Source organism: Leptospira yanagawae serovar Saopaulo str. Sao Paulo = ATCC 700523 (assembly GCF_000332475.2).
In the GTDB taxonomy this organism is placed as follows: domain Bacteria; phylum Spirochaetota; class Leptospiria; order Leptospirales; family Leptospiraceae; genus Leptospira_A; species Leptospira_A yanagawae.
Genome location: NZ_AOGX02000001.1, coordinates 1 through 10,772, shown reverse-complemented (window position 1 = coordinate 10,772; position 10,772 = coordinate 1). Strand labels below are relative to the sequence as shown.

17 protein-coding genes are annotated in these 10,772 nt (G+C 34.3%); all 17 read left to right on the top strand.

Annotated features, from left to right (window positions below):
- Positions 1-10 precede the first annotated feature (10 nt).
- The gene (locus tag LEP1GSC202_RS20450; protein WP_425256003.1) at positions 11-232 is read left to right on the top strand and encodes a GNAT family N-acetyltransferase; all 222 of its coding nucleotides are present in this window, start codon (positions 11-13) and stop codon (positions 230-232) included.
- A gap of 235 nt (positions 233-467) precedes the next feature.
- Positions 468-1,706: a hypothetical protein gene (locus LEP1GSC202_RS00085; protein WP_015675639.1), complete on the top strand. Its 1,239-nt coding sequence runs from the start codon at positions 468-470 to the stop codon at positions 1,704-1,706.
- A gap of 245 nt (positions 1,707-1,951) precedes the next feature.
- A complete protein-coding gene (locus LEP1GSC202_RS00080) occupies positions 1,952-2,509 on the top strand; it encodes a hypothetical protein (RefSeq protein ID WP_015675637.1) in 558 nt (185 codons plus the stop codon).
- 14 nt (positions 2,510-2,523) lie between these two features.
- On the top strand, positions 2,524-3,057 hold the full coding sequence (locus tag LEP1GSC202_RS00075) for a hypothetical protein (protein ID WP_015675628.1): 534 nt from the start codon (positions 2,524-2,526) through the stop codon (positions 3,055-3,057).
- Between the two features lie 6 nt (positions 3,058-3,063).
- A complete protein-coding gene (locus LEP1GSC202_RS00070) occupies positions 3,064-3,468 on the top strand; it encodes a hypothetical protein (protein ID WP_156825311.1) in 405 nt (134 codons plus the stop codon).
- 248 nt (positions 3,469-3,716) lie between these two features.
- The gene (locus tag LEP1GSC202_RS00065; RefSeq protein WP_015675640.1) at positions 3,717-3,998 is read left to right on the top strand and encodes a type II toxin-antitoxin system RelE/ParE family toxin; all 282 of its coding nucleotides are present in this window, start codon (positions 3,717-3,719) and stop codon (positions 3,996-3,998) included.
- Between the two features lie 11 nt (positions 3,999-4,009).
- On the top strand, positions 4,010-4,312 hold the full coding sequence (locus LEP1GSC202_RS00060) for a HigA family addiction module antitoxin (protein ID WP_015675636.1): 303 nt from the start codon (positions 4,010-4,012) through the stop codon (positions 4,310-4,312).
- 251 nt (positions 4,313-4,563) lie between these two features.
- Positions 4,564-4,947 (top strand): type II toxin-antitoxin system RelE/ParE family toxin, encoded by a 384-nt coding sequence (locus tag LEP1GSC202_RS00055; RefSeq protein ID WP_135743542.1) that lies wholly within the window; start codon positions 4,564-4,566, stop codon positions 4,945-4,947.
- The gene (locus LEP1GSC202_RS00050) at positions 4,944-5,225 is read left to right on the top strand and encodes a helix-turn-helix transcriptional regulator (protein ID WP_015675632.1); all 282 of its coding nucleotides are present in this window, start codon (positions 4,944-4,946) and stop codon (positions 5,223-5,225) included. The genes LEP1GSC202_RS00055 and LEP1GSC202_RS00050 overlap by 4 nt, the downstream gene beginning before the upstream one ends.
- Positions 5,226-5,564: 339 nt before the next feature.
- On the top strand, positions 5,565-5,846 hold the full coding sequence (locus LEP1GSC202_RS00045) for a type II toxin-antitoxin system RelE/ParE family toxin (protein ID WP_039927719.1): 282 nt from the start codon (positions 5,565-5,567) through the stop codon (positions 5,844-5,846).
- An 11-nt stretch (positions 5,847-5,857) separates the two neighbouring features.
- Entirely contained in the window at positions 5,858-6,163 is a 306-nt protein-coding gene (locus tag LEP1GSC202_RS00040) for a HigA family addiction module antitoxin (protein ID WP_015679981.1), read from the top strand.
- Positions 6,164-6,463: 300 nt separating this feature from the next.
- Entirely contained in the window at positions 6,464-6,646 is a 183-nt protein-coding gene (locus LEP1GSC202_RS00035; protein WP_015675635.1) for a hypothetical protein, read from the top strand.
- A 4-nt stretch (positions 6,647-6,650) separates the two neighbouring features.
- Entirely contained in the window at positions 6,651-7,346 is a 696-nt protein-coding gene (locus LEP1GSC202_RS00030) for a PH domain-containing protein (protein WP_015675638.1), read from the top strand.
- 392 nt (positions 7,347-7,738) lie between these two features.
- Entirely contained in the window at positions 7,739-8,002 is a 264-nt protein-coding gene (locus LEP1GSC202_RS00025; protein WP_015675627.1) for a hypothetical protein, read from the top strand.
- Positions 8,003-8,035: 33 nt separating this feature from the next.
- Entirely contained in the window at positions 8,036-8,302 is a 267-nt protein-coding gene (locus LEP1GSC202_RS00020) for a transposase (RefSeq protein ID WP_015675631.1), read from the top strand.
- Entirely contained in the window at positions 8,299-9,102 is an 804-nt protein-coding gene (locus tag LEP1GSC202_RS00015) for an IS3 family transposase (RefSeq protein WP_015675630.1), read from the top strand. The genes LEP1GSC202_RS00020 and LEP1GSC202_RS00015 overlap by 4 nt, the downstream gene beginning before the upstream one ends.
- 653 nt (positions 9,103-9,755) lie before the next feature.
- Positions 9,756-10,493: a hypothetical protein gene (locus LEP1GSC202_RS00005; protein ID WP_015675633.1), complete on the top strand. Its 738-nt coding sequence runs from the start codon at positions 9,756-9,758 to the stop codon at positions 10,491-10,493.
- The last annotated feature ends 279 nt before the right edge of the window (positions 10,494-10,772 follow it).

The following is a 10,772-nucleotide window of genomic DNA, read 5'->3' as shown; positions in this document are numbered from 1 at the left end:
TAGTAGATTAATTGTCCATCCCAATTATCAAAATTTAGGATTGGGTAAAAAAATGATCAAATTTATTATAGAACATTCAATTAAAAATAATTTCGATTCCATCAGATTTGATGTTTTTAGTAAGAATAAGAATGCCTTAAACTTATACAGCCGATTTAATTGTGTAAAGAAAGGGGAAGTTCTTTTCCAGAATACAAAAGATGTTTTTTATTGCTATGAGCTATTAATATAGAATGAGGAATATTTTAAATTGCAAACTACGCATAACAGCGCCTTAACGCTTCGCTTCGGCACAAGGCCTCGCTCGGTCTGCGACACATAGGCTTCTGGCACTCCCCTTGCTTACGCAAGTGTCGTTCCAGTCCCTAACGTCCCGTCCGGGACTCAGGGCCAGCCTACGTCGTTAAGGCTAGTTCGTTATACGCCATAGTAATGAAAAATACAATATTATATAAAAAGGAAAAAATATGATTAAAAAAATTATCGGAATCTCTCTAATCTTGATAAAAATGAACTGTAATTCGATACCAGCCCTTGACACTCGCAAAACAGAGGTACAATCTTTAATCGGAAAATACTATATTGTCGAAGAACATTATCAATCATTGGAAAAAATACTAGCCACTGATTCAGAAATTGATTTCCATGAAAATGGAATTTTTCACTCTTCAAGTCCAAAAACCATTTGTTATAAAGGACAATGGAGGTTACTATCTGATAAAAAATTAGTAATCTACTGTGACAATAAAAGCATTCTTGATATCAATTTTAATTTGGATGAATCTTTAAACTCACCATTCGGCTCAATAAATGAATTTAAAAAAATCCAGATTAAAAGTATAGATTTGGAATTTGAAAATCAGCGACTTGGAAACAAAATAACTTTCGTTAAACAACAGAAAGAATTTAAAGAATATTTCAATTCAATTTTAAATGAATTAAAAATCTTAGAAAATGAAATAGCAAATTTAGAGTTAGTTTCCGAATGTAAAAATGGTTATGGAGTTGTTTTTTTTGAGGATCAAAATTATACAACTGATCTTAATGTAAAACAAAAATGCCTAACGGATGAAATAAACATATTTAATCAGAATCTGACATCGCTAAATTCATTCAGCAAATACATAGAATTTGATGAAAAACTTGATAAAATTAGGGAATCGGCTTTTATAATTAAAAATAAAAACAATAATTTCAAAATAATAGAAAATCAAAGTAAGGAAAGCTTTGAAAAAAATAGAATATATTTTACAGATTTGGATAAAATTTTTGATCTGATGGATCTCTCTGAAGAAGCTTACCAAAGTGCTCAAAGTATTAAATCAAAACGAATAAAAGAAAAAGCAGAAAATTTAGCAATCTCCCTTTTTCCAATAGGTAAAACAATAACATTTTCAAAAGAATGCCCTGCTAAAAGAATCGCAGAAAGAATTATTACAATCTCATGTTACTTCTCAAAAAGAAAAGAATTTGAAGTATTTCCTAAAAAAATAGAATTCCGATTCCAAGCTGAATCAGACATTGGCATATATCCGCTTGAAAATAGAACGAAAGACCGAATTAGTCAAATAATCGAAGAAAATAAATTAAATGAATTAACTTTAAAAATCGTAGGAGGATCTAAGTCTTTCAATCAATTAAATAAGCATGTTTCTATTTCTGCTCATTCAGTCCAAATAGATGTACAAATAATAAACATCAAATGAAAATTACTACGGCGTATAACAGCAGCTAACCGCTTCGCTTCGGGACAAGCCCTCGCTCGGTCTGCGACACATAGGCTTCTGGCACTCCCCTTGCCTGCGCAAGTGTCGTGGCCAGTCCCTAACGTCCCGTTCCGGGACTCAGGGCCAGCCTACGTCGGTTAGCCTAGTTCGTTAGCCGAAATGGCTAATTCTTTTTTGACTTTCTGAATAAAAAATAAAAATTATACTAAAGAGAACTATTGAAAATGAATATCTCATGGGCTTTTCAAAATCTAAGAATAACTCAATCAACTTCATTGTTGTTATGTTCTAAATTAGCTATACCTCTTTATGAATTCCAGGATAATCTTCTAATTTTCGGTACCAGAGATTGGGACGAAGTGGTCCAGATGGATGAGGATTATGCTAAACAATACGATACAAATGCTATTCGTAGACATTACCCTACCATTTGTTTTAATTGTCACGGATTAACTTTTGCATGTAAAAGAGGCTGGATAGACGATGCAGAAATTGCTCTAACTAACGACTCTTTTTTAAAACTAAATGATGAATCCATAGTTTTACCAGGAGATATAGTAGCTTACATTGATATTAATGATAACTCAGTTACCCATACAGGAATTGTTCTTTCATCGGAAGAAAACGGAAAAGCTGAAGAACTTCTCTCAAATAAAAAAAACTGTCTAATTGTATCTAAATGGGGTAGAAATGGTGAATTTATCCATAATCTTCATAAATCGCCATACTCGGAATCCGAATATAGAGTTGATTTCTACAGATTCAGTCGATTAAAATATTAGTTTAGGAAACAATTATGGATTTTAATTCTATCATAACCGAGCTTGAATTAGAAAAAAATGCCCATTATGTCCTGTATGGCAACAGCATTCCCCAGGAATTCAAAAGAGCACTAAAAAATGATTCAAGACAAAAAATAACTGAACAGTTAGAAATTAACCCGAGTCTTCAACCCTTTCTACTTTCTAAATTTATAGATCTACTTAAAAAAGGTACAAGCATACAATTTTATTCAGAAGGAACCGCTGCGATGTATCTAGCAGTATTTGCAGAAACGAGATCGCTTGAAATGCTAAAATCACTTAAAATGATATTACTAACACTAGATTATCATACAAATATATCCAAATTGATCTCCATTGCCATTGAAAAATTATCAGACTCTATTATTCCGCAATTAACGATAGAACAAAAAACAATCTCTTATAATTTTAATAGTTTTAGCATGACAAATATAAACACCAAAGATATAAATTTACAATTAAACGATAAAACAGAACAATACTTTTTCGAATCAGCAAAAACCACAACTAAAGAATTACACAAATAGGATAACATGAATATACAATATTTCATCATTTCAAAAAGTTCTTCAATCGATCAAAATTCGAATCTTTTAAGTTTGTTTGAAGTTATTGAAGAAATAAATATTAAATCGAGCGCGAGCACTTCAGCAATTAATATACCTGTAACTTGCATTGCATGTTTCAATCGCCCGATTAGCCAAGAAAAAAAGATTTCACTCAGCATTAACTTTAAATTAGTAATTGAAAATGAAGAAGTTCCAATCTTTAACGAAAACTACCCTATTCATTTTGATATAAACCATGCTAGATTTAGATTTCGCCTAAATACTCAAATACCCGTCTCAAAAACTGGAAAATATATATTTCAAATAACTGAATCTGGCCATACAGAAATCTTAGCTCAGTATCCTATCAACATAACATTAACTAATTAAATAGCCACTTCGGCTAACAGCGACTTACCGCTTCGCTTCGGCACAAGGCCTCGCTCGGCCTGCGGCAAATTCCCTTCCGTCACGTTTCTTGCTGAAGCAAGAAATCGTGCCGACGCTAACGCCTCCTCCAGAGGCTCAGCTCCAGGGAACTTCGGTAAGTCTAGTTCGTTATACGAAATTTTGAAAAAAAAATTACATTATAAAATAATACCGTTTGACAATATTATCGGAAAACAGTAGTATCTTTTATGATTGTTTCTTTCCGCGATAAAGAGACTGAAAAAATCTGGAAAAGAGAATTTTCCAAAAAAATTCCGACTCAAATTCAGTCTGTTGCATACAGAAAATTGGTTATGATCGCTAAATCTACTTCTTTGGACGATTTAAAAATACCTCCAGCAAATAAACTTGAAAAACTTTCAGGTGATAGAGCTGGCCAACATTCCATTCGAATCAATGATCAGTGGAGAATTTGTTTCAATTGGAAATCAGAAAATGCTTTCAATGTTGAAATCGTAGACTATCATTAGGAGATTTATTTATGAAAAAAATTCCAAATGTTCATCCTGGTGAAATTTTAAGTGAAGAATTTCTAATTCCTATGAATATTACTGCATATAGATTAGCAAAGGAAACAAAACTTAATCCGACACGAATTAGCGAAATCATTCACGGTAAAAGGGGAATTTCAGCAGATACTGCGCTCAGATTCTCTAAATTCTTTGGAAATTCGGTTCAGTTTTGGATGGGAATACAGGATGAATTCGAAGTCAGAGAAGAAGAAGACAAAATTGAAAAAGAATTAAGATTAATTAGAAATTATAAAGAACTACTTTCCGCTTAAGCTTTTCAAAACTTCGTATAACAGCGACTAACCGCTTCGCTTCGGGACTTACGCCCTCGCTCGGTCTGCGACACATAGGCTTCTGGCACTCCTCTTGCTTACGCAAGCGTCGTTCCAGTCCCTAACGTCCCATCCGGGACTCAGGGCACAGCCTACGTCGGTTAGTCTAGTTCGTTATACGACATCTGAAAAATAAATACAAAACTTTAAATAAGGCTTGACATTACATCATTTTCGATGTAATGTCAAGTGTGCAAAAGAAATGGAAAATTCTCTATTTTTCGGAAAAAAAGGATATACCTTCCGAAATTGAGATTTTCATAAATTCTAAGGATGAAAGAAACCAGGCAAAAATATTCGCTTGGTTAGATAAACTTGCTGAGTTAGGCCCAAATCTCCCTAGACCATACGCAGATCTTTTAATTGATGGAATTCATGAATTAAGAATTAAACTTTCTGGATCGCAGATTAGAATTTTATATTTCTTTTGTTATAAAGACTATATTATACTTACAAATCAATTTGTTAAAAATACAGAAAAAGTTCCTAAAGCTGAAATTAGCAAAGCTATTAAAAGAAGAGAAACTTTCTTACAAAAATATACTGAAAAAAACTTAAAGGAGTTAAATTTATGAGATCGTTAAAGAATCATTTAGATACTAAATTAAAAAGTAGATCATTTAAGGAAAAATTTGAGGAAGAGAAAGAACTTGTTAATATCTCTATTGAGTTACAATCTTTGAGAGAAAAAAAGGGATTATCACAATCTGATTTAGCGAAAAAAGCACATGTTACTCAACAGCAACTATCAAAAATTGAAAATGGCGTTAATTGCAACTTATCTACATTTTTGAAAGTATGCCATGCATTAGATATGGAAATATCAATTAAAAACAGAAAACTTTCGGCTTAGTTTCAAACGTCGTATAACTTCGGGGAAACGCTGCGCTTCGGGACTTACGCCCTCGCTTGGTCTGCGACACATTCCCTTTCTGTCACTCGTTTGCATCCGCAAACTCCGTGCCAGTCCCTAACGTCCCGTTGGGACTCAGGGTCAGGGAACGTCGTCTCCCCTAGTTCGTTATACGACATGCTTGGAAATATAAACTTTTAAATTTCAAATCTGTTTGATACAGACAAGGTAAGAAATGCAGAAAAGTCTTCATTTGAGGTCATTTCCTTTAATCAAAATATCTCTCAATTACCACTAATAGCGCTTGACACTAGTATCCTAATACACCAGCATTGACTTGTGATAAAATCCTTCAGAGATAAAGAAACTGAAGCAATTTGGAATGGTGCTTTATCTAAAAAATTTCCAAAGGATATTCAAAGAACCGCTAGAAGGAAAATGATCCATATCGATAGTGCTAAAAATCTAGACGATTTAAAGACACCACCCGGAAATAGACTGCACCAGCTTACTGACGACCGATCTGGGCAACATTCAATAAGTATTAATATGAAATATAGAATCTGTTTTAACTGGAATAATGGCTCTGTCGAAAACGTTGAAATTGTAGATTATCATTAAGGAGATTCTGTATGAATAAAGAACTTATGAACATTCATCCTGGGGAAATTCTCTTAGAAGACTTTCTTAAACCTATGGAATTATCTGCTTATAAACTGGCACAAAGTACCCTTATCGATCAAAAAAGAATTAGTGAAATTATTCATGGAAAAAGAGCAATCACTGCAGATACGGCTTTACGATTCTCTAAATTCTTCGGAAATTCTCCTGAGTTCTGGCTCTCTATTCAAGCTCATTATGATTTAGAAATAAAACAGTATGAATTGAAAAATGAGTTAAGAGCAATAAAAAAATATAAAGAACTTAAAGCCAGTTAAACCCAAGCACGTCGTATAACAGCATCTAACCGCTTCGCTTCGGGACTTCGCCCTCGCTCGGTCTGCGACACATAGGCTTCTGGCACTCCCCTTGCTTGCGCAAGTGTCGTTCCAGTCCCTAACGTCCCGTCCCGGGACTCAGGGTCAGCCTACGTTGGTTAGCTAATTCGTTATGCGTCATGTTTAAAATTGATAAGAAATGATTAAATGTTGTACCAAGGAACGTCTGTTATTTTTTATTTGACTTTAATTTTCATATATAATAATTCTGACAAATCACCCGAAAAGGAAATGTCTAAAATGGAATACAAAACAATTGTTGTCGAGACTAAAGCAGGTTTTTTTAAAAGTAGTTTTCAAAAACTAGGTCCTAAAATAGAAGAGGCCTCTAGTAAACTTTCAAAAGAAGGATACGATGTCTTCTCTATCACGACTACAGGTTTACCTGGGCACCCATCAGCATTCATAACAGGAAGAAGATAGATTTATGGCAGGAATATTAAACATTATCATTTTAGCAGGTATTGCCATAATCAGTGCAGTATCTATATTTGGTATTCCACTTATACCTTTGTATTACTTCTTGGTTTTTCATAAATCTACAACGAGAATAGACAAAGCAGAGAAGAAACTTTTAGAAACATTGATGAAAGATGAAACATTAATTGCCAAAGGAATTCAAACTCGCCCTTTCGCGTTTTATTCTCGTAGAAAAGTCATAGGAATCACTAATTCTCGCATAATTCTAATTGCCCGTGGCTTACTGGGCGGATTTTCTATGAATGATTTTCAATGGAAGGATTTACATGACGCACAGATCTCAGAGAATGCACTTCCAGATTTATGCGGCAGCAATCTTAGTTTTACTGCTTTAAATCAAATCATATCAATTCCAGGTGTTGAATCAAAATCGGCATCTGAGATTTATAAAAAGGCTCAATCTGAAGAACAAGCATGGGAAGAAAAAAGAAGAGTCCGTGGTCTAGAAGAACTCAGAGCTGCTGCTGGTGGTGTAACTGTCCACTCGTCTCCTAATCAACAAACCCAATCCGAAACAAAATCCAGTAATACTGGCACCGTTACAGAAGAGATACAAAAAGCAAAAGCTTTGTTGGACGCGGGGGCAATTAATGACTCCGAATTCCAAGAAATAAAGTCAAAAATTTTATCTAAAAATTTTTAGAAAATCAATTCTTAGCAAAACCCAATTAGAATAATAAAATTTTCGATTGGGTCTCTCAAATGATATTAAAGAACCACCAGCACATTCAATTTCAATATGTAGTGAAACTAAATATATTAATATATAATTAGTAAAAAACACGACGCATAACCGCGCCTTAACGCTTCGCTTCGGGTCTTACGCCCTCGCTTGGCCTTCGGCACATTCCTCTCCGTCACACTCCTTGCAAAGCAAGGAGATGTGCCGACGCTACCGCCTCTTACAGAGGCTCAGCTCCGAGGAACGTCGTTAAGGCTAGTTCGTTAGCCGAAATTCACAAATTGAAACAATAAAAAAGAATTTAAAACAATATGCCAAATTATCAATATACGGAAAATCAAAGGAGATTTTTTATGAAACTATTACTGCCAGTTATTCTTTTCTTTATTGGTTGCGCAAGTATCCAAAAACAGCAAAATCCAATCATTGATATCAATCTAAAACTTCCTATTTCTATAGAGTGGAAACTCATTACGGATAAAAACGAACAAAACGAATCTTTAAAAGAATGGATTCCTAGCGATAAAGATATCCAAAACGTTGAATGGATCATCGTTAAGCAATCATTCAGAAATACAAGCTCTGACCTGCTCCCCAAAAACTGCACCGATATTTAAGTTAGTTTTCTCCGATATTAAGGAGAGAGCATTATGGCAAGAAAGAAGATAGAAGAAAGCGAGATTTTTCGGATATTAAAGGAAGCAGAAACAGGTATTCCAATCAAGGAACTTTCACGAAAATACGGAATCACTGAACAAACATTTTATCGCTGGCGTAACAAGTATGGAGGAATGGAGCTTAGCGAAATCAAGAAGATGAAGGCACTCGAGCAGGAAAATTCAAATCTCAAAAGATTGGTAGCTGACATGGCTCTCGAAATCCAAGCAATTAAGAATGTTTTGGGAAAAAAGTTTTGAGCAGATCAACGAAGGAGAGAGCAGTTGATCTGCTAGTTGAAGAGGGACTTTCTCTAAACAGAAGCCTAGATGTTGTTCTTCTTCCTAAATCAAGTTATTATTATCAGCCGAAAGCTATTGATGAAGAGACAATGAACGAAATTCGAAGACTTGCTTTTCGATGGAAACGGGAAGGCTATCGACGAATTTACCGAAGGTTAAGAAGGTCGGGTAGGACAATCAATCATAAGAAAGTATATCGACTATATTGCTTAGAAGGGCTTAAAATAAGGACAAAACCGAAGCGAAAGAAAAGAAATGCATCATCACAGCAACTACCATTGCCTAAGAATTCAAACGAAGTTTGGTCAATGGACTTTGTTTTCGAACGGACGATTGATGGAAGAAAGCAAAGAATTTTAACAGGTATTGATCATTTAACAAGAGAGAATACCATACTTCAGGCAGAGTTTACTTTTTCGTCAGAAAAGTTGATCAGATATTTAAACACCCTCGAAAGACTTCCAAGAGCATTTGTTTTGGATAATGGAACAGAATTTACATCCAAAGACTTCCAGAAATGGGCAGAAGATAAGGGGATAGAAATTCACTTTATTGAAAAAGGAAAACCAACACAAAATGCATTTATAGAAAGTTTCAATGGTAAACTTAGAGATGAGTGTTTGAATCTACACTACTTTAAAAATCAAAGAGAGTTAACCGATGCTTTGCGAATTTTCCAAAAGGAATACAACGACGAGCGTCTTCACTCTTCATTGAATTACTTGACTCCTTCAGAGTTTAAGCGATCTTATGGTTGAAATGTTTAGAGAAAACTAACTTATCCATTGGTACTGAAAATGGGGGCAGGTCAGCTCCGCTTACTCTTTTCTAAATTCTGTTCTAAATCTTGCAAAATCAAAATGTACTGACATTTTAACAAATCCGCCCCAACAGATTGATTTAAACGATTACGAAAGTTATACCGCTAGATTTATGTGTTCTCAACAAATTGATAAAGACTATGGAACTATCACTGAAATGAGAGTTATTTCTGATAACTCAAAAATCTTTGTTGTTACTAGCGAACGAAGACTTCCACCTACTACAAAAGCTGGACAATACCAATTCAAAAATCCTTTGGAAATCGTTGATTTTTCTAAAAAAAATAAAGAATCTACGGATTTTATTAGAAATTCGATCGAATTATGTAGTTCCAATTGCAATTAATTTATCATTTTTAATCTTAAATTCGAAAACTAAAAATGAGTCAAAAGTGAACTTCGGCTAACAGCAACTAACCGCTTCGCTTCGGGACAAGCCCTCGCTTGGGCTGCGCCACATAGGCTTCTGGCACTCCCCTTGCATTCGCAAGTGTCGTTCCAGTCCCTAACGTCCCGTTACCGGGACTCAGGGCCAGCCTACGTCGGTTAGTCTAGTTCGTTATGCGCCATCATTTAACAGGTTAATATAAATGGAAAAAATTGCAAATATTCAAGTTATTTTAGATCAAATTAATTCAAAAATGCAGATCTATGGATTAAGTTACGGTATCTTTAATCTATTTATATTGCTGCTTACATACTATTTAATAGTCAAATTGATCAATAGAGTTAAATTTGATTATTCTAGAAAATTAGTATTATTGAAAAATAAATTAAATCGAAAATCCGACGAGATTCTAGAAAAGTATCGTAAAGAACTATCAATATTATTTCGAGATGAACAGCTAAGGACTAATTTAATTGAATTTACAATTAAAAATAGTGATGAAATTCGATTAAAGCTATACAAAGAAGTTTATAGTCTATTCTTTGAAATTTTATTTGATTTAACAGCTTCAAAAAAGAACAATAATGGTAAGGTTGATAAAGATGTTTTAGATAGTCTTCATGAGAAGGTAAATAAAATTAGGCGAGAAATATTCATTAATGCCGTTTATTTAGGAAAACTAACCGATTTCTTACTTTCTGCACAAATAGCGATGTGGGACGATTTAAGAAAAGCAAATGCAGATCAATATCTAATAAGTCAGCTAGAAAAATCAAAAATATTAGATTCTTCCGAACAATTACACGAAGCGGAAAAATGGATACGTAATAATATTGGCACACATAGAACATTAAGCGAATTTGAGTTAACAGAAGAAGCTATCAAAACTATCAAAAGCCGAAGAGATGAACTGATTAATGATATTTTTGATAAAAAATGACGGCGCATAACAGCGACTAACCGCTTCACTTCGGGACTTGCGCCCTCGTTCGGTCTCCGACACATAGGCTTTTGTCACTCCTCTTGCTTACGCAAGCGTCGCGCCAATCCCTAACGTCCCGTTCGGGACTCAGGGCCAGCCTACGTCGGCTAGTCTAGTTCGTTATTCGCAATAGATATAAAATAATTATGAATAGAAAAATAACAAAAATATTAATTCTTTTCCTTTTGCTAAATTGCAAAAATTCAAATAGTTTGGAAAACAACAAATTTTCTCTGA

Bases quoted from the DNA above. Each gene is read 5' to 3' on its own strand.
- LEP1GSC202_RS00085 (WP_015675639.1), top strand. From the start codon at position 468: ATGATTAAAAAAATTATCGGAATCTCTCTAATCTTGATAAAAATGAAC.
- LEP1GSC202_RS00080 (WP_015675637.1), top strand. From the start codon at position 1,952: ATGAATATCTCATGGGCTTTTCAAAATCTAAGAATAACTCAATCAACT.
- LEP1GSC202_RS00075 (WP_015675628.1), top strand. From the start codon at position 2,524: ATGGATTTTAATTCTATCATAACCGAGCTTGAATTAGAAAAAAATGCC.
- LEP1GSC202_RS00070 (WP_156825311.1), top strand. From the start codon at position 3,064: ATGAATATACAATATTTCATCATTTCAAAAAGTTCTTCAATCGATCAA.
- LEP1GSC202_RS00065 (WP_015675640.1), top strand. From the start codon at position 3,717: ATGATTGTTTCTTTCCGCGATAAAGAGACTGAAAAAATCTGGAAAAGA.
- LEP1GSC202_RS00060 (WP_015675636.1), top strand. From the start codon at position 4,010: ATGAAAAAAATTCCAAATGTTCATCCTGGTGAAATTTTAAGTGAAGAA.
- LEP1GSC202_RS00050 (WP_015675632.1), top strand. From the start codon at position 4,944: ATGAGATCGTTAAAGAATCATTTAGATACTAAATTAAAAAGTAGATCA.
- LEP1GSC202_RS00040 (WP_015679981.1), top strand. From the start codon at position 5,858: ATGAATAAAGAACTTATGAACATTCATCCTGGGGAAATTCTCTTAGAA.
- LEP1GSC202_RS00035 (WP_015675635.1), top strand. From the start codon at position 6,464: ATGGAATACAAAACAATTGTTGTCGAGACTAAAGCAGGTTTTTTTAAA.
- LEP1GSC202_RS00030 (WP_015675638.1), top strand. From the start codon at position 6,651: ATGGCAGGAATATTAAACATTATCATTTTAGCAGGTATTGCCATAATC.
- LEP1GSC202_RS00025 (WP_015675627.1), top strand. From the start codon at position 7,739: ATGAAACTATTACTGCCAGTTATTCTTTTCTTTATTGGTTGCGCAAGT.
- LEP1GSC202_RS00020 (WP_015675631.1), top strand. From the start codon at position 8,036: ATGGCAAGAAAGAAGATAGAAGAAAGCGAGATTTTTCGGATATTAAAG.
- LEP1GSC202_RS00005 (WP_015675633.1), top strand. From the start codon at position 9,756: ATGGAAAAAATTGCAAATATTCAAGTTATTTTAGATCAAATTAATTCA.